Source organism: Kordia sp., assembly GCF_965224175.1.
GTDB lineage: Bacteria > Bacteroidota > Bacteroidia > Flavobacteriales > Flavobacteriaceae > Kordia.
In genome coordinates, this window is record NZ_OZ245041.1 from 22,792 (window position 1) to 47,256 (window position 24,465).

Below are 24,465 nucleotides of genomic sequence, written 5' to 3' on the forward strand. Positions count from 1 at the left end.
GCGCAGTGCTGTTTTTACAAAAAACGTTCATTTTGCATGCAATATTCAACGCTTACGAAATATTTACGACGCTTATACATTATCTGTCACTTTTTTCAGAATTATTAACGAGATTCATACTTCAAACAGCAATGTTTCATGCTTTTTAATGTAAACAAAAGCCTGTTGTAAGCTTGCGAGACACTTTCAAATCCGTCGGAAAGCTCCTTGCAGGTCTGCGAGATCAATTTCAACACGTTGGAAAGCTTCCTGCAAGTCTGCGAGAACGTTTCAAACACGTTGGAAAGCTTCCTGCAGGTCTGCGAGAACGTTTCAAACGCGTTGGAAAGCTTGCTGCATTACTGCGAGAAGGTTTCAAACGGCTTTTTATTGCGAATAATGCAATAAAATGTCAAAAAATGATAAAAAAATTATTAATCTTTTAAAATCTACACATTATGGAGATCCCTGTATTTTCACGCTACAGAAATAGCGAATTTTTACAATACATGAAAGATGTATTAGAATTAGTCAACGCCAACGAAGTTGACACATTACAATTAACGACACAACGCGACGCGCTTGCCGTATTGACCAATCAGATTGACGATTTGTTTCAGCAAGAGCAGAGTAGTGGTATTACACAAGAACTAATTGAGTTAGATAACAGACGTGATAAAGCGTTTATGGGAATCAAGGCACTCTTAGAAGCCCACGAATACCATTATGAAGAGGCAAGGCAATTGGCAGCACGTAGTTTGTTATTTAATTTAAATAATTACGGAACCAACATTCCGCGTATGAACTACCAAGCAGAAACCGCCGTCATTGATAGTATGTTGTCCGATTGGGAAACAGAAACTGATTTGGTCAATGCTACGACGAGTTTGGGTTTAACCAATTGGATTGCTGAACTCAAAACAGCCAATCAGCTTTTTAATAACAGATACTTGGCACGTATTTCAGAATCGGCAGCCAATCCCGCAACGAGTTTTACTTCTGTACGTGAGGTTACTACCAAAGCTTACCGTGAGTTGGTGGCGCATACCGAAGCACACGCCACTTTGGGAAGCAATGTTGCACACCAAGAATTGGTGAATGAGTTTGGAATTTTGACAAAGCAGTATAACCAAACGGTTGGTCTTAGACTTCGTTCAGACGCAACGGAGGAGAATTTGGGAGAGGATGATGTTACTGGTGATGCAAATACAGGCTCTGAGGACGTATAATGTATAATACGTCATTACGAGGAGTGCAAGGACGTGGTAATCTGGTTATTGTATAGCACTCACGTTCTTTTAACCAACAGATTGCCACGGTTTCACCTCGCAAAGACGTATTGTAGTTTGAAGTGAAAACCACCTGTATTATTTTGATACGTCATTACGAGGAGTGCAAGGACGAAGTAATTTGTCTATCATATAGCACTCACGTTCTTTAAATCAACAGATTGCCACGGTTTCACCTCGCAAAGACGTATTGTAGTTTAAAGTGAAAAACACCTGTATTATTTTGATACGTCATTACGAGGAGTGCAAGGACGAAGTAATCTGTCTATCAAATAGCACTCACGTTCTTTGAACTAACAGATTGCCACGGTTTCACCTCGCAAAGACGTATTGTAGTTTAAAATGAAAACCACTTGTATTATTTTGATACGTCATTACGAGGAGTGCAAGGACGAAGTAATCTGTCTATCATATAGCGCTGACGTTCTTTGAACTAACAGATTGCCACGGTTTCACCTCGCAAAGACGTATTGTAGTTTAAAGTGAAAATCACCTGAATAGTATTGATAAACTGTTTGGGTGGTTTTTTATTTTTTCATTTTAAAGTTGATTAAAAATATTTCGCTCCTATCGCAGTGCTATACTACCATAATAACTAGCTGTACTCATTACATTTCTATTTTACAATTCATAAATCACGACTTACTTTCCTTCAATTTTTTTAGTCTTTATGATATATTTATTCTGTTGGTATTCAAAAAATAGCTTGCTCGCTATTTCGTATTGAAAACCATACAAAGTATAAAAACCTTCCCCTAGTAGTATTCAGAAAAAGAGTAGATGCTCTGACTATTCTTTTTATTACACATACATTCAGAGTTCATTCATAAAACATTGTACCATGTTACAAAACATTTTAAAAGTAAAAGGTGTTCAACCATTGAACAAAAAAGAACAAAAAGAAGTAAAAGGTGGACGCGCAGAAATTGATGGAGTTTGCTGTTTTAGAAGTGCCGATTACCACATGCAAGATGTCCCTCATTATTCAGATCCTTCTGCTCCTGGATATTTAACACATGCAGAGCGTCATGATATTTGGTTGCATTTCTACGATGGATGTATGGCGGGTATGGAAGCTGTATGTCTTCCTGCACGATAAACTATATACATAATATTAGAAAGCCACTCATTTAGTTTTATAGCTGTTTGGGTGGTTTTTTCTTTACAGAAATAATAAGGTGAGGAAACTTTTTCTTACATTTAGCGGTAGAATATCAATAACAAAAGATACTCCACTACTTCATGGAACCAATTTCTTTTACTTTAATAATAACATATGTGTCTAAAAAGTTTCTAGATCAATTGATTAAGGAGCAAGGATATAGTAAATTAAGAAAATTCTTCTTTCCATCAAAAAAATACGAAACTAGATTAATAAAGGTCTTTAATAATTCAGTAAAAGAATTCAAAGTAAAAAAATCAATAGTTGAAAAAGAAGGTAAGATTGCTTTTTATGCTTCTAAAGTATTATTTGATAAGTTGAATAGGTATGTGTTATTTAATAACATTGATTATGATTTAAATTCAATTGATGAGGAAATTAAGAAAGATACAAGGATAATAAAACCTACTAAAGAAGAATTAGAATTATTCTATAAAATATTTACTACAAAAATAAAAAGTGATAAGCTATTAAAAAAGCTATTTGTAGAAGAAAATTATAAGAGAAAGATTTTTAGTTTAGGTACTATTTTAAATAGGATAGAAGGTAAAGTAGACTCTATAGGTTCAAAAGTTGATGATATGTATGGCGTTCTCATACCTTCCAAGAAAAAGAAAATTAAATCTGATTTAAATAAAGAAGACTTTATTGAAAAAATTACTTTAAAAGAAGGTTTAATAGAAAGAAAGTTTTACAATGAACAAAATCAAAAAGCTAAAGGATTAAGTTATTCTTTTAATGAGAGCGAAAATGATATAGGTATTAAGGAACTAATAGAAAGAGAAAATAAAATTGTTATTCTTGGGAATCCGGGATCTGGAAAAACCACTGAATTAGAAAGATTAGCAATAAATGTATGGAATGATAATGCAAATAAATTCATTCCTATTTATAGAAACTTAAAAAGCTTTACTAATCAAGATACAATTTCATCTTACTTAATAATAGATTATAATTCCTTAGAAAAAGTATTATTCATTTTTGATGGAGTAGATGAGATAAGAGATATTCAAGATTTCAAATCTAAATTAAATACATTCATATCACATTTAGAAATAACTAAGATTAAATTTAAAATATTAGTAAGCTGTAGAACAAATATATATGAAAGTATATTAAATTCTATTTCCGATTTTAAAACTTATTATTTAAGGGATTTAACTACTCATGAAGGACAACATCTTTTTAAACTAAAAAGTAAATACAAAAATAATTTACTTCTAAATAAAGAGTTTAGAGATTTTTTTAACAATCCCTTTTTCGTAGATATAGTATCATCTTACTTTAATACTAAAGGAAGAATGCCAACTAATACTGCTGATCTTTGGGAGAATTATATAGATAAAAGGTTAAGTTTAGATAAAGACAATAAATTAGTCAAGTCATCAATAAATATACATTTAATTAAAGCGTACTCTAAAAAAATATCATTGGTTAATGAGCTGATGCAAATAAATTTTTTTAAAGAGGAAGATGTTTTTAAACTTGTTGAGGAAAATGACGTAGGTTTCAGAAATTTTTTTAAAAACCCATTGATTTATAAAGAAAAAGGAAGACTAATTTGGTCTTTTGAACATAAAAATATTCAAGAGTTTTTCGCTGCATTAGCTATTTCGAAAAAGGATTTTAAAGATATAATAGAATTTATCCAAATTAAAGGTACGGGAAGAACACATCCATCATTATTTAACACAATTACACTTTTGATTAACCTGTTAAATTCTGAATCTCATCAATATAAAAAATTAGTAAATTGGTTCGTTAAAAATGAAAGTGAACTTTTGTTTAGAGCTGATGCTAATCGTATTTCAACTGATGTTAAAGAGCAAGTATTTCAATCATATTTTCAAAAAGAATGTATTGAAAAAACTTTATGGATTGATACGAATAAGACATATGAATTATATAAAGTAGGAAGATTCAGTGATTGTGAAGTCAACTACGAATACTTAGTTAAAATATTCCAAAATAAAAAATATCATTTTCGAGCTAGATATTCTGCATTAGAAGTATTAACTTTTTTTTCTATCCCATCAGAAGAACTTTTAAACCTAAAGAAAGAACTGCTTAATCTAATTAGAGACGTTTCAAACCTTCCACAAATTAAGGCTCAAATAGTGAGGTTAATTCAGTCACAGCCCAAGCTCAAAAATGATTCTGATTTGATTAAAGAAGCTTTTGAAATATTTAAAACAGAAACGAATAAAGAAATTAATACAGCACTTTTATCTTTAGTGGGTAGTTTCGAAAATATAGAAAAATTTGCAGATTACATAAAAGAGGAGTTTTTAAGAGCTCATGATATAAAAAATAGAAAAGAAGTGGATGAAGTAGGAAGAGGGAATGAATATAAATCCAAAAGATTAATTTTAAGACTAGAATCCTCTAGTGATTTCTTAGAAACAGTTAAATATTTTTTTAATGAAGAAATCAGTTTATCATATGATGAAGACTTTCTGAAAAAATTAGTAAAAAGATGCATTCATTTTAGTCTTCAGGAAGAGGACTTCATAATTAAGTTACTTTCAATGATCAAAGATGAAATAAAATTTTATGGAAATAGAAAATTGTTGAAAAATATAATACAAGGATCTAATTCAGAATTAAAGTCATTGCAATATCTATTCGAAAATATAGAGTTCAAGAAAATAATCTTTTTTACTAGCTATTTAGTTAATCTATCAAATGTAGATGAAGTAGCTGATTTGATATTAGAGAAAGATTTTGATACAAAAAGTATAGAATTTTTTAGAAACCAATTAGGCGACTATAATCACGACAATAGAGAGGTTGCTGAAATATTTGATTCTTTAATGAGGGATAAGGGAATTACTTTTCAAAAAGATGTTTATTCAAATGAAAAAAGAGAATTAGATAAATTAAAAAACCTTAAAAAAATTCAAAACGAACTCGATATATTGTTGTACAGAGAAGAGTTATTAAAAAAGATTGAACTGATTTTTGATGCCTATAAAGGTACAATAACATTATCCAATCTTCGTGAAATAAGAGATAAATGGTATGAAGAACATAGTTTTGGTGATTTGTTTTTAGATAGTAGCCTTTCCATTATAGATTCCTCATTACAACAAAGAGGTTCCTTAGTAACCTTGTCAGAAGCAATAGAAGATATTGAAGAAGAAACGATTGTAATTTTAGAATCTAAAAAACTTGTTGAAAGATATCAGTGGGCTGATTGGAAATTCAACATGTCAAAACATGAAGAAAAGATAAAACAATGGTGTATTAAAACATCTAATACAATAAATTTTGATTCTATCGTAAAGTTTCAGAATAAAAGTGCTTTTTATTTTATAGGGAATAATTATAAAAAAATTGAATTGATATTTTTCTTTCAAGACCTACTACAGTTTAATTTATCTAAAGATTTTTTATTGAATTGTATTGAAATTTTTGAATTTGATAGCTCACATGATGTTGATGATAATTACGAAAAGTTAAAAGAGTTGATCAATGATGAAGAGTCTTTTAATAATAGAATAGTAGATAATATCCTTAATAAGGAAATGTTTGCTTTTTCACTATCAAGACATATTGAATACGCTCTTAATAATAATCTTCATAAAAGCTTTCCTAAAATAAGAGAGTATTTAAAAGAAAAAGGTTCTTCTCATGATGGTATTGAGAAAATTAAAAAATATGTTGAACTAACAAGCGATAATGATTTCTTACTTGAATGTTGTAAGAACTCTGAAAGTTACCTTCATTGGGAGTTAATTGATGTTTTGGTAAAGAAAGATATTCATATTGATTTCTGTTTAGAAAAATCACTTGAATATCTAGGAAATGAGGATGATAGATTTAATGAATATGCTATTGGAGTCCTATTTAAATTGAATCACATAAGAGGAATTGAATATTTAGTGGAATTTGCTGAAAAGGGAAAAGCTATTTCTGTTAGAATGATTAATTCTATGAATTATGATGTGTTTAGCGAATATGAAATTATTGAGCGATTATTTGATATAATTTATAATCAAAAAATTGATCGTTTTGAATTTAGTGATTACAGCACACTTTTTAGAAATTATTTATACAATTTAAGTATTGACGAGGATAAGTATAAACAAATAATTAAGAATTTAGAGAAAATAAAAGATAGCGAATCTGACTTATTCCACATCAGTCGACTCATTGATGATGTTAAGGACAATTATTTTAATTCTAAGTCAAAACCGTTAAGCTTCGAAGAAGCTCTTAGTAAGATAAAAGAATTGAGTATTTGATAACCTAAGCCTGCTTAATATCCCGAATATATAAACCAGTCAACTCTTTGATAGTCTGATTATCATAACCTTTGGCTTTCATCTTACGCGCAATATCCATAGCTTTCTTTTTCTCAGCCTTATCCTTTTCAAACTTTAACTGCATTTCTTTCATGGTTTCACTTTCACGTTCTTTCAGTTCATATAAACCGCTCTTTTTAAGCTCGTCCATAATGCCTTTATCTCTAAAAGAAGTAAAGCCACTTTCGGTAATAATCAAATGGTCTATCACATCTATATTAATCAGTTTTCCAACCTTAAGGAGTCGGTCAGTAATATCTTTGTCTTGTACAGAAGGTGTTAAGTTACCGCTTGGATGGTTGTGAACGAGTATCATACGTACGGCAAGTTTATAAATTCCCATACGGAACACATCTGGTGGCGAAGCATTCACACGGTTTTGCGCACCAATGGCAATCAGCTCTACAAACAAAATGGTATTATCGGCTTTGAGTCCTACTACCCAAAAATGTTCTTGAGCTCTGCGAATTTTGTTTTGACGCAGCAGTATTTGTTGCATAACGCTATACACATCATGTGCATTAAGGACGGTAATTTTTTGTGCTTCGGTAAGTCGTACGTTCATATGTCAAATATAGGAAAATTAGTATTGAATATTGGTAAGTTGGGCATTAGGAATTAGGTTTTAGCTGTTAGTATTGTTTCAAAGATCATTTAGAGGTTCTTTGTAAGCATTTTAACAAATCAACAAAAAAAGAATTGACAAGTTGGAAGTCTGTGTTTTGAAACAAAAAGTAAAATAAACAAATTATCCCATAACCTTCCACATTGAGCGCAGTTGAAATACAAATTACCCATTAATAGGTATTCTATGCCTATGAAGCGCAAACTACTTTTATACCTCAACTATAAAACAAGCGTATCATGAAAAAAACATTTATACTACTACTTACATTTTCCTTTTTTAGTATCACAAATGCCCAAGAAGAAATAATAATTGATTGGCAAAAACTAAACTTAATTACCAAGAATAAAACACTGCTTGAGCCTGTAGAGTTTGGTGAGTTTCATTCATTCAAAATAAAAAACATCAATAAGTTTTTGTACAAGGTTGTCATTGAAGGGAAAAATGTAGAATTGGAAACACCTGTGCCAAGTGAATTACAAGCACTTTTTAGACTCAGTAAAGAGGAACTAGACGCAACTGCTGAAACACCAGAAGTAGACAGTGCCTTAGAGGAGTTAACTAATAATAAAGGTTTAGAAATATATACGAGCCAACCTAATTTTAAAAATGCTGTTGATACCTATGAACAAGATTTGCGAAATATAAAAAAAATCTTATTTCAGCTAAAATTGAAACGAATAGATTTAGTCCTATTAGCACAAAGAGATATTTCTCGTACAGATATGGATGCTGCGGTAACAGCAGTGAAAGCTAAATATAAAATACCAACGTCATTGGCTCTTTTGTTACCAACTTTTGATACTGCTAACACCGATAAGGACAAAGTTCAAGCAGAATTTGTAACTGCTATGAGTATTATAGCCAATAGTAGAGGAAATGATACTGTAAAGCAAAATAAAATGTCTTTAATTAATGCTAATATGAATACTACAATGAAGGTGGCTGCTACTGTCAATAAAACCTCGTTATTTACCTTATATAGTGAAGTGACTTTTTTAGAAACAGAATTAACGAATGAGAATAATTTTACCGTAATAGCACCTCCTGTACAAGCAGATAGCGATTTTTTAAATTTTAAAGTCACTGCTACTCCCGAACAAACTAATACACTTGCAGCACACAAAAGTATCACAGATTTTAGCTTTGACGTACCTGTAAAAGGAGGACTAAAAGTAGATTTTAGTGTAGGACCCGTATTTGCTTTTGGAAAAGGAGCACAAGATGAGGTTTTCTTCTTAGAAGATAGCGAAACAGCAGGAATGTCTGTTTTACGAGAAAGAGATAATAACAATGCTTTAAACCCAGGAGTAGGAGCGTTTATGCATATTTACGACAGATCGGGTAAAGGAACTTCATGGGGAGGATTATTTGGTGTTGGTGCTGGTTTTCAAAGTATAGAAGACGCTAATCTAAGTTTTTACACAGGTGTTACATTGGTAATGGGAAAACAGCAAAAAGTAATGCTAAATGCGGGATTAAGCTTTTTGAATGTTGAACGCCTAAAAGAATCAGAGTTTATAGTAGGGAATGAATATACTACTGCCGATTTTGATTTGGGCAATGTTACCGAGAAAGTATTTAAGACCTCTTTCTTTTTATCCATTACCTATAATTTGACGAATAGAAATGAACGCTAATATTTTTATTGTCTATATTATTTTGAATTAGATAGTATGATAAAAAAAGCGAACTCCTCAGAGTTCGCTTTTTGCTTTCTACAAAGGATAACAACAATGTTCTCTTGTTCCATTCTGCATGTTAGAATGTGAATATCCTCCTTTTACTTTAGAAGAATCAAAAGAAGAAATTGCCTTTTTGTTTAACCTTAGTGTTTTTAAACTTTGCTTTTTCATAATAATAAATTTATGGTTTTAATAATTTAAAAGTATGTAAATAGCAACGCATTTCGGTACGGTTTCACACCATTTTAAGATGCAAATTGGTATGTGTATGCACACGCACTTCAAAGAAGTATGGTGATATATTGATAGTCAAGTAGTCAACGACTTTGAGGCTAGCCCATGAAGCATTGTATAGAAACAATGAAAAATATTTCGATTATGGAGTAAAATATACACTGTGCATTTTTAATAAAGTTATTTTTAGAGAATAGATAACCCAAACAAATACAATTGATTACTAACGGAAATAAAAAAAGTCTCAAAAAAACCTCTGATTTTGTTTTCAAAATTAAAAAAGGTTTCTATATTTGCATCCGCAATCAGGAAATACCTGATGAGACACTCGGAGAAATGGCAGAGTGGTCGAATGCGGCAGTCTTGAAAACTGTTGACTGTAACAGGTCCGGGGGTTCGAATCCCTCTTTCTCCGCAAAAACCTTTACAGAAATGTAGAGGTTTTTTTATATCTATATAATTCAAGGGTTTAGAGAGGAATTGCAATTACTTCATTTTTTAATTTCTACTCTATTATTTCAAAAAGGGTGTCATAAAAGGTATCATTCAAATCAAAAAGGTATCAACCTCTAAACTTTTAAAATTATGAATCAATATAAAATTAGTATTCTGTTTGTTATTGCTTTAAACAGAATAAGACAGGATGGAAAAGCACCTTTGTTTTGTAGAATTACATACTGTCAAAAGAGAAAGCAATTTGCTACTGGAATTTTTGTAAATCCAGATTTTTGGGATAACAAATCTAAAGTTATAAAACCTACAGAAGATAATAGCAGTTATAAAAACTCACAACTAAGCCTGATAAAACAAAAAGTTAATCAGGCTTTTTTATTACTCCAGATGCAAGGAAATGATTTTAATGTAAATGATATACACATTCAGTACAAAGGAGGTAAACCAAAAGAAGAAAAGACTTTACAGGATATTATGACTTATCATAATAACAGAATGAAAAAGTTGATAGACATTGAAACTACTTTTACTTCTTGGGAAAAATATCATCAAACCCAAAACCATATTACAGCCTTTTTACAGTCAAAATATAAAAAGAAAGACTATTTAATAAAGGACTTAAATGAGCAATTTTTGTATGATTTTGAATATTACTTACAAACAGAAAAGAAGTTTAAAACTTCTACTATATACAAAAGTATTCAAAGGTTTAGGAAGATGATTAGGTTAGGCATTTCAATGAATTATTTAGCAAAAGACCCTTTTATGTTGTTTAAAGCAAAAAGATATAAAAAGGAAATTATTTACCTTACTGTTAATGAACTTGAAAAACTAGAAAATCATCAATTTAAACAAGAAAGATTACAACAGGTTAAGGATATGTTTGTTTTCTGTTGTTATACAGGATTAGCCTATAAAGAAATGGCAAACTTAGAGCATAAGTATATAATTGAAAACTTTGATGGTAATTTATGGATACAAATGAAAAGACAGAAAACTGATAAAATGATTTCTGTACCACTTCTACCTACTGCTAAAACTATTCTTGAAAAATATAAATCTAAAGATTCTGTATTACCAATAATTTCAAATCAAAAGTTTAATTCTTATTTAAAAGAAATAGCTGAATTGATAGGTATTACTAAAAATCTTACTCATCACATAGCAAGAAAAACATTTGCAACTACTGTACTACTATATAATGATGTTCCTATGGAGATAGTTTCTAAATTATTAGGGCATTCAAAAATGAGTATTACAGAAGAAAGTTATGGTAAGGTGGTACAGAAAAAAGTAAGTGAGCAAATGAAGGCATTAAGTAAAAAACTAAATAAAAAGTAAGATTTAAAACTGTGTTGTTTTACATTAGCAACACAGTTTTATAATTTATGAGTTTACCAAATATACATTTCCAAGATACACCTATTGAGTTTAAAGAAATTAATCCTACTGATTTTGATTCTAAATATTATAATGTACCAGAAAAGAAAATAATTGAGCCTAATGATGATGGCTATATAGGAGAAAAATTAGAACCTATATTAGTAGAAGATTTTGAAAATTGTAATACTACAATTATCAATGCAGGTGTTGGTCAAGGTAAATCTAGAACCATCATCAAAATGGTTAATAAATATGTTTCTGATGGTAGATTTATTGTGATTATAGCAGTTCCATATAAAAACTTGATTGAGCAATATGTAAAAGATTGTGAGGAAAATATACCAGAAAATGAAATTTTCAATATTCTTGAATTAGATGAAAAATATAAAGAAGAAAAGAAGAGGGTTAGTAAGAATTTTATATTTGGAGCAGTTAATGATGAAGATGTTATAAGAGAGAGCAAAAAAGACTACAAGGTTCATATTCTTACTGTAAATTCATTATTAGGGAATCCAGGAGAAGAAGCACCATTACCATCTCAAAAAAGAGTAAATTACTTTAAAAATCTTCAAAATTATTGTGAGAAATCAAATAAAAAAATAGTAATTATTTTTGATGAAATACATGCTGCAATTCATAATTTTAAAGAAGAATTTATTTATAGGTTATGGAATTTTCAAGGTCTAGTATTTAAGAACTATATTATTAGTGCTACATTTAATGAAGCATCAAAAGAAGTAATAAAATACTTATCAGAGTTCACAAAAAGAAACATCTTCATTATTGAGTCTGAAAGGAAAAGAATACCCAAAAAACAAAGTGATTTACATCTACATTTTTTCTCAGGCTCAAAAGTAGAAAAAGATGAAGGCTTATTACTGCTTGTAAAACAACTCCTAAAGGATAGAGATTCTTTTGATATGATGGTTTACTCTAAAAATCTGATAAAAACTTTTCTAAGTAAACCAGTTACAGACAATCAACTAAAAGGAAAAGAAATAAACTATTATCTATATGCCATTGAAGAAGAAATTAATAGGTGTTATTCTGATATTTTTGATAAGTCAAAGGCTAATAAAAAATATGATTCAACTAAAATTAATATAGGCACAAATTTTACCACAGGTGTTAATATTGAAAAAGAAAATCATACTTATATTGTAATCTTGCCAAAAGATGCTTTTATAGATTATTTTAATAACAAAGGAGTGTTTTCTAGTGGAATGAGTAGTGTTATTCAAGCATTAGCAAGACAAAGAAAAAAAGGAGATATTCATATATTTTTAGCACAGCCAACAGGAATACATTTAGACTCCTTACCTTATTCTGAGCCTCAAAATGAAATATTATTTGAAGCCTTTGAGCAATATAAATCAGGATACAAAGACTATGTTTCATATTCAAATGTTAATGAGCAAGATAAAGATTTAACTAAGTTGTATAATGAATCATTATACCAAGTAAAAAAGGCTAAATCAATCATTGCAAAATATAAAAGAGAGGGCTTAAATAGACTATATTATCCATCAAGAGAAATTTATATTCTTGATAAAGGAGAGAGAATCTTAACTCAAAAATATTTTGGTGGTGATTTAGCAAGTTATATACTTTGGGCTTCTGCTTGTAATCAATTTTTAAATTGTAATTTGAAGAGTATTTCTAATATTATTAAAATCTATTTTAGTTCTTCAAACTTATATGTGGATATTAAGAAATTTTATGACAAGGAGGTCAAATTTTTAGATTCATTAGTAGAGGGAGAAAATAATTCAATAAATCTTTCAAAATATGAGTTGCATGAATATTTTAAAGAGTACCTTAAAACTAAAATTGTATATATTGACAATAAAAAATCAATAGATAGCCAATTAAATACTGTTTATTTAATATTTTTAGGTTTAATACTAGATGCAGAAGAGTTTAAGGGGTTAAATAAAATTAATTTTAACCACAAAAAAAGCTTATACCATAACTATATTAAATCATCTATATATTTTTCATCCATATATAAAATAGAAGATTTTCCAGAAAATTATATTTCTGAATATAATATAGAAAGAATAAGGTTATTCAAGGTTTTATATGAATTAACCCAATTAATAGAGGTTGAAAAAAATGAAAAATTTAGGGTTCCAAATAAGCCTACTAAAAAATTCAAAAAAGAATTCAAAGAAAAAGAAGTTTTTGAAATACTCAAAAAACTTAGAAAAGAAGATGAGTTTTTAAGCCAACCTTTTTTCTCTTTTGAAAATACATTTGGTAAAATTAAAACTGAATTAAAAGGGTGTGAATCTATATATAAATTACTCATAGAAGCAGTTTTTGAGGGTTCTTATATTAGGACTACTTTAAAGAAGAAACCTTGGAGTGGGTATAAATTAAAGACTCTTAATTGGAATAATACCTGTAACTTACTTTACAAACCACCACCAGATGAAACTTTATAAAAAACTACATTTTTTCCTATTACTATATATAAGAAAGGGAAAAAGTGTAGTTTAAATTCTAACATAAAAACACATTTGTATTAAAGGTTAATTTCAGTTTGAGATTAACCTTTTTTCATTTCCAATGACCATTAATAAATTAAAATATTAACCATTAAATAAAATAATTATGCAATTAAAACAAAGTAAAAGACAAAATGTAAAACTCAGATTAGGTATATCTGGAGCATCAGGATTTGGTAAAACACATTCAGCTTTATTACTAGCCTATGGTATGACACAAGACTGGAATAAGATAGCAGTTATAGATACAGAAAATAGTAGTGCTTCTTTATACTCAGATTTAGGGAATTTTAATGTTTTAGACTTAAAAGCACCTTACAGTCCAGAAAGATATATTGAAGCTATAGAAGTGTGTGAAAAAGCCAATATAGAGGTTATTATCATTGATAGTATTACCCATGAATGGAATGGTACAGGTGGTTGTTTAGATATTCATGCTAAATATGGTGGCAGATTTCAAGATTGGGCTAAAGTAACCCCAATGCATCAAAGCTTTATTGATAAGATATTACAATCCACTTGTCATATTATTACAACCACCAGGAGAAAAATTGATTATTCACTAGATGTTGGTTCTAATGGTAGAACACAAGTTATAAAGCATGGTACAAAGGAAATTACAAGAGAGGGTTTTGAATATGAACTGACTGTAAATTTTGAATTGGTAAATGACCAACATTTAGCTAAAGCATCTAAAGACAGAACAGGACTATTTATGAATAAACCAGAGTTTGTAATTACCTCCAAAACAGGAGAAAGATTATTAAATTGGTGTAATTCTAAACCAGTAACTGTAAAAGATATTGTAGATAAAATAAACTCTGCATTATCAATATCAGAACTTACAAAACTGTATAATGAAAATCCAGAATTTCAGAAGAATTTACAACCACAGTTTCAAACCAAGAAATTACAATTAGAACAATTAGTTAATCCTCAAAATTTTAGTAGCAATGGAGTTAATAAGAGTAACCAACAATAAAAATTCTAATGTACCAGTACCACCAATAAAGGATAATAACTTTATAATCCATCCTGGTACATTACAGAATTTAGAAATAGAAAGCAGTATTAATCAACCTCTTAAATTTGAGCAAAAACCATTTATAGAAGCTAATACACAAAAGGTGTTATTAAGAGAATTGAAAAATGATTGTATTATACCAGTATTTTCTAAAGATAATGAGAAAACTATAGCACATCAAGAGTTTATAGATATTGCTCAAGATTGTGTAAGTACTGTATTTAACCATCATCAAATTGATAGTCCTGAAATTAGGGTAAGCCACCAAATAAAAGGTAGAATACCAGATGCTATACATAAATCTGCAAAGGATTTATTGGCTCATGAGAGGACACAGTATTTTGAAAGAATGGCTTTTGTAATAAGGATACCAAGTATTACAGAAGATATTAATGGAAATAAACTATCTCTTATTGCTGGTGGTGTAAGGGCTTATAATCATGAGAATTTATACTCTAAAAAATCAATAGAAAAATTTAAGTTTTTTATTGGTTTTCAGAATATGGTGTGTTGTAATTTATGTGTTTCTACAGATGGTTTTTCTGCTGAAATGAGGGTAAGAAATTATCAAGAATTAAGGTCTAAAATATTAGAGCTTATTCAAGGGTATTCTGCTGAAAAGCATTTAGAACAGATGCAACAATTACCTAATTACAGTTTAACTGAACAGCAATTTGCACAGCTTATTGGTAAAAGCAGATTATATCATTATTTACCAAAAAAGGAAAAAATGATATTGCCTAATTTTTTACTAAATGATGGTCAAATAAGCACCATTGCTAAAGATTATTATTTAGATGAATCTTTTTGCAGAAATGAGCAAGGTAATATCAATCTTTGGAATGTGTATAATTTGTTTACTTCTGCCAATAAATCTTCATATATAGATACATTTCTTGATAGAAATTCTAATGCTTTTGAATTTACAAATGGACTTAAAAATGCCATTAGTGGAAATTCTAACCACTCTTGGTTTTTGAGTTGATGGATGCCCTATTTTGCCTTAGGCAGATAGGGCTTTTTTATTATCATTTTTAATTTATTGAAAAATAGATTTTTAAATTTTACATCACCATAATATGTATTCCAATTTAAACTTTTATTAGCTTCAAATTTCCAATCTAAAGGATTACAGCATAAATTAATTAGATTTACTAAGTTATGATGAAATACATATAACTGAAAATTTTTCTCATTCATTATTTCTGGATTTGAAAAAGGACTTAAAATAAATGCTTTAATATTCTTTTTACCTTTTACATTAGACCAATATACTCTATGATTTCCATCAATTACAATTAGTTTTTTTATTGGTTCATAATAGGAAACAATAATAGGCTCAAATAAATCAACATCTATATTTTGATAATGTTGTAGTTTTTGTTGTTCAAGGTTGTTTACATCAGAATAAAGATGACTTATATTTATATCTACACTAGATATTTTATTGTCTTTAATTAACTTTTCAGCTTTTGGAATAGACCAAGATATATCATAAGACTCATTGTTAATTCCTGTAAAAACATTAAGGTAAAATTCTTCAATTAAATTGATATTAGAACTTAGCTTATTGTTGATTAATTTATTGTATTGTGAACTCAAATCCTTTTCTAAACCAGTAAATAATTTAAACAATCCCTTTTTCTTGAAAATGTTAAAATAGAAATCAACTGTTTTTTGCATTTGTAAGTTTTCAAACTGTTAATAATTTGATTTTTTTAGATTTGTTCCTATATTTCCATAGTAATTAAAGTTTAATTCAAAACTTACTCTATCATTAACTCCAAATGGAGTTGTAGATTTAAAATAAATATCTTGCTTAAAATTGTCTGATTTTATATAGCCATAATTGTCAGCTCTAAAAAAAGCTGAAATAGTACCTTGAAATCTTATTGTTTCATGGTTTTTATTTTTAACTATACCTCTCAATTTAGCTTTAATACTAGGATTAGTTTTAACTTTCTTTAGTTTATCAAAATAAGATTTGGCTTCATCAATATCTCCATTTAAGAAGCATGCTCTTGCATACCAAAATTGTTCATAAAAGTTACTATCACCTTTTAAAAAAGATTTTCTGCAATAATATTTTATATTAGTAAAATCTTCTGGATTTAATTCTGAATATACATAACTGTAAAGACTATTTACATCTTTGTCATTTGGATTTTCACTTAAACTCTTTTCTAGTGTGTTTTTTGCTGAATTAAGGTCATTCTCTTTTAAATATAAGTTAGCCAACCTTAATGTTAAGTATTTACTGTTAGGATTATTTTTAAATGCTTCTTTTAAAATAGAAATAGCCTTAGGTTTATCATCAAGGAGTTCTTTAAATTTTGACTCTATTTCTTTTATAAAATCCTCATCTGGAAACAATGCCTTAGCTATGTTTAAGTACTTTTCAAAATTATTAATTAGCCTTTCATAAGTTGGGGGGTCTACTTCATCTTCTTCAAGCAGTATTTTTATTTGTTCTAGGTAGCTTTTTGACAATGTATGATATGGATATGATGATTTATTATTTAAAATGTCTTTACATTTTTTTATACATTCATCTAAATAATATTTCTTTTCAATAATATTTACTGTTTTTATTGCTCTATTATAAAGTATTTCTGCTAATGAATGATTTAAACTATTGTCTTTTGCATCAATTTTTTTAGCATTTTCAAGGAGTTTTTCTGATTTATCAATATCTCCTTCTTTCATTTCAAAAATGGCTTCTTGCTGAATTAATTTAGCATTATTTGAAACATTTTCTTTAGCTTTTTCATAAATTTTTCTAATCTTACTTTTATTAGAGAATAATGTTTTCAAGTTAGAAGCTTTAGTCATTGAAATAAATGCATGTCTATCACTCTCATAATCAATATCTAAACAGGACAAAACTCTAATATATTCATCAAACCTTTCATCTTCATCTTGAATTACTCTGTTAAATACTATTTCTGCAATAGTCTTGTGTCTGGTGGTATAAACATCATCATTAATTCTATAATTTCTATGAGTAAATATTATAGATTTTAAGGGGATAAAGAATTTCTCTTTAAACTCTGAAAAAGTAATACCATGTATTCTTGAAATCAATCCAGCTCTTGCATGTGAACCTAATAGATGTAAAAGTGAGATTGTTATATATACAGATTTTGCCCTGTCATTATTAATTTTATTATATTCATCATAAATTATTTCTTCAAAAGGTTTGCCTAATGTAGATTCATATAATGCAACTAATAGCTCTCTACCTGATTTATATTCTAATTCTTTAAGCCTTTCTGTTTTATTTTTTTTCTCTAAATAACCTAAACAGTTATACATTTCAAGTTTAGAAATAAGACTATCAACTTCTTTTGGTTTTAAGTAACCTAATAGATAATCTTTATACAGATAATTTAATAGATTCCCATTATAAGCAGCCCAACTATTTGTTCTTTCTGTTGCAATTATTGTAATTGGTATTTTCTTTTTCTGAGCTTTATTTAAAATTTCTTCAAGTTCAATACTGTAGGAAACACAATTCTCAATATAAATATATATTCTTTCTTTAGTGTATTCATAAAGTTCAAATAACAATTCTGGTTTAATAAAGACTCCTTTTTTATACCAAATACAGAGTTTGTTAAATGAAATTGATGCTTCCCATGCTATTTTCCTTAACAGAACAGACTTTCCAGAACCTGCATTTCCATTGATAACAAATAAAAATTGCTCATCAGAAGTACTTACATCATTATCAATAATACTTTCTAGAATTATACTATCAGTTATATCTCTTTCAATAGCCCAATTTTTAATAATTGGCTCCCAACCTTGAATGTAGCCTTTAAAAAAATCTTTTGGCATTGAATTTTCAATACTTATATTTCTATGAACAAATTCAATTTCATTATTAATAAAGTTTAAAAATTGTTTATTATCTTTTGTTGGTTTTGATGTAATAAAATGACTATAAATAGGAAGTTCTTCCTCTGTTAAAGCTTTAGATAAATTAAGAGTATTGTTATCAATTTTATTTTTAAGTTCATTAATAAAATCAGAGAATGTACTATTAATTACAGTTAAATTATGTTTTGTCTCTAATAGTCTTTTTTCTACATCATTGTTTATAGGTTTTATGTAATAATTTCTAGGTGATACCTTAATATTCTTTTTAATATCACTCAATAAATGTCTAATGTTATGATCTTGATAGCCATAGCCAACAAAGAGAATAGGGAAATCACTAGCTAATTCATAAAGCTTTTTAAACAACCTATCTCTATTTTCTAAATGACTAATATATTGTTCAATTGTAAGTATTAAAGGTGTCTTTTCATCATTTATATTTGTTATACAACCATGTAATTTGTAATATGGAAGAGTGTATTCTGTTTTAAAAATATTTTGTACTGGGGTATTTTTATATACAGAAGCTAAGTCTTGATGGCTATTAGAGTTTTCATAAGCTCTTTCTACAATTAAATCATAGTTTGTAGTGAATATTGATTTCCAACTATATAAAGCTATATTGGAATGAAAATCATTAGGTTTAAAATCCTCAAACACACCCTTTATAAATGTTTGAAATCTAAATAAATCTGTTTCAGAAATAGCTATTTCTGAAATATAACTTAAATCATAATCTTTGAGTGATTCATCTTTTAAATAATCACAAGCTATTAAATTAGCTAATCCTTTAGCTGATGGAATTTCCTTTTTTTCTGGGTGTAAAGAATCAAATGAAGCCCCAGCACCTAAAAATAGAACTACTTCTCCTTTTTTTATTTGTTCAATTAAAATATTTGGTATGTGAATTCCCTCTCTCATTCTTTTATTCTTTTTTCTACTAATTTTAATATTTCTAATGCTTTATCTTCATCTCTTATGTCTTGATAAATCTTTTCAGCATACCATGTAGATAAAAGCATTTTGTTATCTATTTCTAATGCAGATGCAATCTTATTAATTTGTTCTTTAGTAGGGTTTCTATAGCCATTTTCAATTTTACTTATCATTGAAGTATCAACATCAATAATTGAAGCCAATTGTCTCATAAGTAAATCTTTTTTTTCTCTTTCATTCTTTATTAAACTACCTAAATCCATAACTTGCATTAATTTAACTTGTCAATATTTGTCAAATATAGTAATTTATTTTAAATTTTATAATAAAAAACTGACAATTAGTAATTCAAGAGTGAACCACCTGACCTAAACACCCCCACCCATTTACAGGAGGGAACATCCCCCTGCCACATTATATAGAAAACAAATTTTTCTGCCTGCAATAAAGATTCAAGGTGAAAGCTGTGATTTTTATCAGAAGAAGATTGATGTTTCTAGTGGTTTTTTCAACTCAAAAATTCAAGAAACTATGGTTAGAATTATTAATTACAAAGAAAGACTCAAAGAAGATGGTACATCATTCTATGTTTTAGAACTGCAAGGAGGTATTGATATGGTAATGAGCCAAACTACTGGCAATTTCTATGCAACAGCAAAAAGAGCATTTATTCCTTCTACATTTGATGAGCAAACTTGTTCAGCATTAATTGGTACAGAAATGAAAGGCTGTATTATTAAAGAAGAATGTGAGCCTTTTGCATACACAGTAAAAGAAACAGGAGAAGAAATTATCTTATCTCATAGATGGGTGTATTCTCAAGAAGAAAATACTGTAAAACCAAAAGAAGTACAAACTCCAAAAGCTATTGAAAAATTTCAGCCTAAAGTTGAGCAGTTTAGCCAAAATGGTGTATTGGAATATGCTCAATAACATAACTAATACAGGTTTTACCAATAGTGTAATGCCTGTATTTAATTCTTTTTTATGATGAAAGTAGCAGAAATTAAAGTGTCTTATAATTTGCCAAATAATAATAGAGTTAAAATTCAAGATAGTAACACTCTGTATAAAATAGCTTTACAGTATTGGAATATTGATACTATGGAAATGCAAGAAGAAATTAAGGTATTGCTACTTAATAGAGCCAATGAAGTGTTAGGTATTTATGAACTCTCAAAAGGAGGAATATCTGGTACTGTGTTAGATATTAAATTGCTACTAAGTGTAACCTTAAAATGTTTAGCAAGTGGTATAGCTTTAATACATAATCATCCAAGTGGGAATTTAAAACCAAGTAAAGCAGATATTCAAATTACAAAAAAAGTTAAGAAAGCCTGTAAATATGTGGATATTGTATTATTAGACCACTTAATTATTTCAAAGAATGATTATTACAGTTTTGCTGATAATGGGCTATTATAAAAACTACATATTTTCCTTTTCTCTATATAGTACTATGGAAAAAGTGTAGTTTTTCAAGTACCATTAAGAAAATCAAATGATGAGTATTATTAAATTGTGTATTGGTACATAAAAATCCATTTTTTACTGTAAAGTCCTATTTAGTTTCACAGTAGATTTTGGATTATATACTCTTTTAATTTGGTTTTGGTACATCTGATTTCTTAGTGATATTTTAATTTGAGTACTGGTATTTTAAAGACCTGTAATGTACCAAGATCAAAAATAAAGTGTATGAGCAGTAGAGGTTACATATAGCTATTTACTGCTTCATTTTAAAAATGAATACTATTACAGATAGGTATTAATAGCTAAAAATTACTTTGGAGTTTCAAATACCAATACCTCATTTAAAGATATTTCTAAGGCTTCTGATATTCTAAAAAGAGTAAAAATAGTAGGATTAGTTCTACCTGATTCTATTCTTGAAATGTTGGTAGTATCAAATTTACCAATCATTTTACTAGCCAAATCAACTTGAGATAACCCTTTGGATTCCCTTAGTTGTTGAACCCTTTCCCCTAAAGTAATCAGTAAATTATCTTTAAGTTTTTTAAGCTGTATCTCTTCTTGACTTGTCATTATTGACAAGATTATTACATATATTTGTTTTCTTTAATGCCATATATGACAAGTGTAATATTGTAATCAATCAAAAATTAAAATATGAAACAGAGTTTTTTAGTATTAATAGCTATTTTTTCAATGATGGCTTGTTCTAGTGATGATGATTCCAATAATTCAAGTTTAAAGAATGTTGAAATTGTATTAACAGAAGGAAGTGCATCATATATGAAAGTTCATCCTGTTGATAAAGATTTAACTTATGAATATGATGATGTATTAGAGTATAATGATGAAACTAGTGTGAATTTTACACTACCAAATTATACAAATCATTTCTATTTAGAAATTCAAGGTAGCCAGCAAGTAATTAAAGGTTATGTTAAAATTAATTCTCAAGTATGGGAATTTCATACACCAGACTGGTATTATGAAGGAGCTTATTATTTATCTGATTTTGAATAGAGAACAATTATGAAACTAGTTAAATTAGTGACAACATTTTTATTTGTACTCTTGTTCTTTTCAGTTAAAGCACAAGGTTTAGGTAGAGAAAATAAACCAGACTATTTAGAGTCTCAAAAACCAATTAGTTGGGAATATCTAAAACAAAACAGTTCTTTATTTAAAGATAAAAGAAACAGTTTAGACAATTTAATTGACTTCATAAAATTAGAGAATGACCCTAGTTATATAGATAGTTTAGTTAATCAAGGTATTTCACTAGAAGATATTAATTCTTTTTCCCAAGATTTTCTTAATAAAATAGAAATGGAAAAAACTCTTATAGAGCAAGATGTATTATTAAAAGCACAAACAAATAAACCTAATAGTAAGGTTATGGAAGATGTTAGTTTTTGGGATGCTTATGGTAAGTCATTTGTAAAAAATTTAGTTGTATTGATTTCTATAATGATTGGTTTTGCTTTATTGAAACTATTAATTAAAGGGTTCAAAAAACTAAGAAAAATCAAAATTAAAGATTTAAGAAACTATCACATAGTAATTAATTTCAAAGAGAAAACTATAAACTACTTCAAAAGGATGAACTCAAAAGACATTATAACTTTCTCTATAATACTAGGGGTTTTAGTTGGCTTATGTTTTGGTTATTTATTTGGTGATACAAAATACTTAATAAAAAAAGGATTAGTTGTATCTCAAGAATATTATATAGAAAAGGGATTAAGCAAACACTTAAACAAGTATTTTAATTTCAATTATATTATAGGTGTAGCTTCATTTATTATAACTACTGGTGTATCATATCTTTATTTGAATAAAAAGGATAGTGAATAAATCAATCAAATCTTCATATAAAGACCTTAAAAATATTAAACAAAGAAATAGTGTTTATTCAATAGCCCAAATAGAATGGTGGTTGATGAAGTATTATGACCTCTTTAAATTGATTACTGGTACATATAGTTCTTTATGTGATAATTGTAAGGTTTTAGAAGATGAAAACTTTCCAATAGATTGCTTGTCAAAACCAGAGTATTGTAATAAAAAAGTAGAGTTCAAAACATTTATTGGTTTTTATAATACCTTAGATAACATTACACAGATTCATAGGCTAAGTGATGTTTGCTTTATGGCTTTTGATTATTATTCTTTTATGGTTTGTGTAGATGAGCATTGCAGAGATTGGACTATTAAATATTACTATTTGTGGGAGCAATTACATGAGTTTATTTATGAATATGTAGAAGAAAATAAGGAGTATTTATCCATTACAAATATTCCAAATAGTAGTTTTGAAATTGATATAAATAAAGAAGATTTTAGAATGATTATAGCATTTTATAAAGCTTACTATGAAGCCTATTATGTTAAAGATTTATATCCTGAAAAAAGACAAGAGATAGAAAGAAAAATAAGCAGATAATATTCTACTAAAAATACAACATCAAAGACCACTCATTTATAGGGTGGTTTTTTTATGCCTAAAAGTCAATCAATATGAAAATAGATTTTATACCTTTTCAAATAGGTATGCAGTATGAAAATTGGGAGTTTGATTTAGAACCAATAAATTTAAGTTTTAAAATATCTTATGACCAATTTATCTATTTTAAGAAAGATATTAAAGAGTTATTTGGTATAGAAATACAGGATATACATCTGTATTTTAATTTAGATATACTTTTTAAAGTAGAGATAATTTTTAAATCAAAAAATCAAGTTCAAGATTTTATATATTTAGCAACAGAATTAGAAAAGAAATACAGCAGGCAAGTATTAGTTTCAAAAAATGATAAATTAACTAAAACTTGGAAAGACCCAAAGAAGCATTTAATAATAGAACATAATTTTAAAAATAATCAACTAAAATTAATGGTTCTAGATAAGAAATATATTGAGGTGTAAATTATAAAAAAGGCATAGTTTTAGGCATACATAGTATTATAGAATTTCTTAAAAGCCTGTTAGCCTTATTACTAAGTCCTAAGTGGTTAATCCCTCTTTCTCCGCAACAAAAAAAGCTTCACTGTGTAGTGAAGCTTTTTTTGTTTGTTATATATTTTGTTTAGAGCTTGAATAATAACTAGGCTACAGTATCAATAATCTTAATAGGATTCTTTTGATCATCAATAGCAACGAAAGTAAAAAAGCCAGTTACCGCTTTCTTACGACCATCTTTATACATATTCTCTCTAAAAATATCTACCTGTACTACACAACTCGTATTTCCTACTTTTACTACTTTGGCAACAAGTTCTACCAGCGTTCCTTGCGGAATAGGTTCCGTAAAGTCAATTTTATCAGTAGAAACGGTAACTACTTTTTTTCTGCTAAATCGAGTTGCACAAATAAAAGACGCTTCGTCCATTAATTGTAATGCTGTTCCACCAAACAGCGTGTCGTAATGATTGGTTGTATTGGGGAAAACTGCTTTAAAGATATGAGTTTCAGAACTTTCTATACGGGTTGCTATATGTGTATCCATGAAGGTTGTATTTTGTTT

At 28.3% G+C, this 24,465-nt stretch carries 22 protein-coding genes and 1 tRNA gene; 16 read left to right on the forward strand and 7 right to left on the reverse strand.

All coding sequences use genetic code 11. The annotated features are described in order from the left end of the window. Nucleotides 1-173 precede the first annotated feature (173 nt). The 4 genes from ACOQOS_RS00110 to ACOQOS_RS00125 all read left to right on the forward strand — a co-directional run bounded on the left by ACOQOS_RS00110 (nucleotide 174) and on the right by ACOQOS_RS00125 (nucleotide 6,677). A complete protein-coding gene (locus tag ACOQOS_RS00110) occupies nucleotides 174-425 on the forward strand; it encodes a hypothetical protein (protein ID WP_420572925.1) in 252 nt (83 codons plus the stop codon). Nucleotides 426-437: 12 nt separating this feature from the next. Continuing rightward, a complete protein-coding gene (locus ACOQOS_RS00115) occupies nucleotides 438-1,208 on the forward strand; it encodes a DUF6261 family protein (protein ID WP_420572926.1) in 771 nt (256 codons plus the stop codon). 901 nt (nucleotides 1,209-2,109) lie between these two features. Then, nucleotides 2,110-2,367, forward strand: coding sequence for a hypothetical protein (locus tag ACOQOS_RS00120; RefSeq protein WP_420572927.1), 258 nt, complete (start codon nucleotides 2,110-2,112; stop codon nucleotides 2,365-2,367). A 143-nt stretch (nucleotides 2,368-2,510) separates the two neighbouring features. Continuing rightward, nucleotides 2,511-6,677, forward strand: a complete 4,167-nt coding sequence (locus tag ACOQOS_RS00125; RefSeq protein ID WP_420572928.1) for an NACHT domain-containing protein — start codon at nucleotides 2,511-2,513, stop codon at nucleotides 6,675-6,677. A gap of 4 nt (nucleotides 6,678-6,681) precedes the next feature. Here ACOQOS_RS00125 and ACOQOS_RS00130 read toward each other — a convergent pair whose 3' ends face one another. Further along, a complete protein-coding gene (locus ACOQOS_RS00130; RefSeq protein WP_420572929.1) occupies nucleotides 6,682-7,302 on the reverse strand; it encodes a JAB domain-containing protein in 621 nt (206 codons plus the stop codon). A 299-nt stretch (nucleotides 7,303-7,601) separates the two neighbouring features. Here ACOQOS_RS00130 and ACOQOS_RS00135 point away from each other — a divergent pair, with 299 nt between their 5' ends. Further along, complete coding sequence (locus tag ACOQOS_RS00135; protein ID WP_420572930.1) at nucleotides 7,602-9,002, forward strand: hypothetical protein; 1,401 nt, start codon at nucleotides 7,602-7,604, stop codon at nucleotides 9,000-9,002. A gap of 78 nt (nucleotides 9,003-9,080) precedes the next feature. On the opposite strand, the gene ACOQOS_RS00140 is transcribed toward ACOQOS_RS00135, so the two are convergent. Continuing rightward, entirely contained in the window at nucleotides 9,081-9,218 is a 138-nt protein-coding gene (locus ACOQOS_RS00140) for a hypothetical protein (RefSeq protein ID WP_420572931.1), read from the reverse strand. Between the two features lie 393 nt (nucleotides 9,219-9,611). Here ACOQOS_RS00140 and ACOQOS_RS00145 point away from each other — a divergent pair. From ACOQOS_RS00145 to ACOQOS_RS00165, 5 genes are all read left to right on the forward strand, one after another. Further along, a tRNA-Ser gene (locus ACOQOS_RS00145) sits at nucleotides 9,612-9,696 on the forward strand. A gap of 170 nt (nucleotides 9,697-9,866) precedes the next feature. Then, nucleotides 9,867-11,075 carry a site-specific integrase gene (locus ACOQOS_RS00150; RefSeq protein ID WP_420572932.1) on the forward strand — a complete coding sequence of 403 codons (1,209 nt, stop codon included), beginning with the start codon at nucleotides 9,867-9,869 and terminating at the stop codon, nucleotides 11,073-11,075. A 47-nt stretch (nucleotides 11,076-11,122) separates the two neighbouring features. Then, entirely contained in the window at nucleotides 11,123-13,564 is a 2,442-nt protein-coding gene (locus ACOQOS_RS00155) for a DEAD/DEAH box helicase family protein (RefSeq protein WP_420572933.1), read from the forward strand. Between the two features lie 169 nt (nucleotides 13,565-13,733). Then, nucleotides 13,734-14,609: an AAA family ATPase gene (locus ACOQOS_RS00160; protein WP_420572934.1), complete on the forward strand. Its 876-nt coding sequence runs from the start codon at nucleotides 13,734-13,736 to the stop codon at nucleotides 14,607-14,609. Further along, the gene (locus ACOQOS_RS00165) at nucleotides 14,581-15,636 is read left to right on the forward strand and encodes a DUF3871 family protein (RefSeq protein WP_420572935.1); all 1,056 of its coding nucleotides are present in this window, start codon (nucleotides 14,581-14,583) and stop codon (nucleotides 15,634-15,636) included. The genes ACOQOS_RS00160 and ACOQOS_RS00165 overlap by 29 nt, the downstream gene beginning before the upstream one ends. An 8-nt stretch (nucleotides 15,637-15,644) precedes the next feature. Here the strand turns inward: ACOQOS_RS00165 and ACOQOS_RS00170 are convergent, their stop codons facing one another. From ACOQOS_RS00170 to ACOQOS_RS00180, 3 genes are read right to left on the reverse strand one after another with little or no spacing between them, the layout of a single operon-like run. After that, nucleotides 15,645-16,334, reverse strand: a complete 690-nt coding sequence (locus ACOQOS_RS00170; RefSeq protein ID WP_420572936.1) for a hypothetical protein — start codon at nucleotides 16,332-16,334, stop codon at nucleotides 15,645-15,647. 18 nt (nucleotides 16,335-16,352) lie between these two features. Beyond that, on the reverse strand, nucleotides 16,353-19,454 hold the full coding sequence (locus ACOQOS_RS00175) for an SIR2 family protein (RefSeq protein WP_420572937.1): 3,102 nt from the start codon (nucleotides 19,452-19,454) through the stop codon (nucleotides 16,353-16,355). After that, a complete protein-coding gene (locus ACOQOS_RS00180) occupies nucleotides 19,451-19,732 on the reverse strand; it encodes a helix-turn-helix domain-containing protein (RefSeq protein WP_420572938.1) in 282 nt (93 codons plus the stop codon). Before ACOQOS_RS00180 ends, ACOQOS_RS00175 begins: the two co-directional genes overlap by 4 nt. Before the next feature lie 268 nt (nucleotides 19,733-20,000). On the opposite strand from ACOQOS_RS00180, the gene ACOQOS_RS00185 reads away from it, so the two are divergent. After that, nucleotides 20,001-20,402 (forward strand): hypothetical protein, encoded by a 402-nt coding sequence (locus ACOQOS_RS00185; RefSeq protein ID WP_420572939.1) that lies wholly within the window; start codon nucleotides 20,001-20,003, stop codon nucleotides 20,400-20,402. Nucleotides 20,403-20,456: 54 nt separating this feature from the next. Next, nucleotides 20,457-20,894 (forward strand): JAB domain-containing protein, encoded by a 438-nt coding sequence (locus ACOQOS_RS00190; RefSeq protein WP_420572940.1) that lies wholly within the window; start codon nucleotides 20,457-20,459, stop codon nucleotides 20,892-20,894. 357 nt (nucleotides 20,895-21,251) lie between these two features. Here the strand turns inward: ACOQOS_RS00190 and ACOQOS_RS00195 are convergent, their stop codons facing one another. Continuing rightward, nucleotides 21,252-21,515: a helix-turn-helix domain-containing protein gene (locus ACOQOS_RS00195; protein WP_420572941.1), complete on the reverse strand. Its 264-nt coding sequence runs from the start codon at nucleotides 21,513-21,515 to the stop codon at nucleotides 21,252-21,254. Between the two features lie 84 nt (nucleotides 21,516-21,599). Between ACOQOS_RS00195 and ACOQOS_RS00200 the strand changes: the two genes are divergently transcribed. From ACOQOS_RS00200 to ACOQOS_RS00215, 4 genes are all read left to right on the forward strand, one after another. Beyond that, nucleotides 21,600-21,962 (forward strand): hypothetical protein, encoded by a 363-nt coding sequence (locus tag ACOQOS_RS00200; protein WP_420572942.1) that lies wholly within the window; start codon nucleotides 21,600-21,602, stop codon nucleotides 21,960-21,962. Between the two features lie 9 nt (nucleotides 21,963-21,971). Then, a complete protein-coding gene (locus ACOQOS_RS00205; protein WP_420572943.1) occupies nucleotides 21,972-22,796 on the forward strand; it encodes a hypothetical protein in 825 nt (274 codons plus the stop codon). Beyond that, nucleotides 22,789-23,385, forward strand: a complete 597-nt coding sequence (locus tag ACOQOS_RS00210) for a hypothetical protein (RefSeq protein WP_420572944.1) — start codon at nucleotides 22,789-22,791, stop codon at nucleotides 23,383-23,385. Before ACOQOS_RS00205 ends, ACOQOS_RS00210 begins: the two co-directional genes overlap by 8 nt. A gap of 74 nt (nucleotides 23,386-23,459) precedes the next feature. Then, on the forward strand, nucleotides 23,460-23,867 hold the full coding sequence (locus ACOQOS_RS00215; protein ID WP_420572945.1) for a hypothetical protein: 408 nt from the start codon (nucleotides 23,460-23,462) through the stop codon (nucleotides 23,865-23,867). A gap of 178 nt (nucleotides 23,868-24,045) precedes the next feature. Here ACOQOS_RS00215 and ACOQOS_RS00220 read toward each other — a convergent pair whose 3' ends face one another. Further along, nucleotides 24,046-24,447, reverse strand: coding sequence for an acyl-CoA thioesterase (locus ACOQOS_RS00220; RefSeq protein ID WP_420572946.1), 402 nt, complete (start codon nucleotides 24,445-24,447; stop codon nucleotides 24,046-24,048). Between the last annotated feature and the right edge of the window lie 18 nt (nucleotides 24,448-24,465).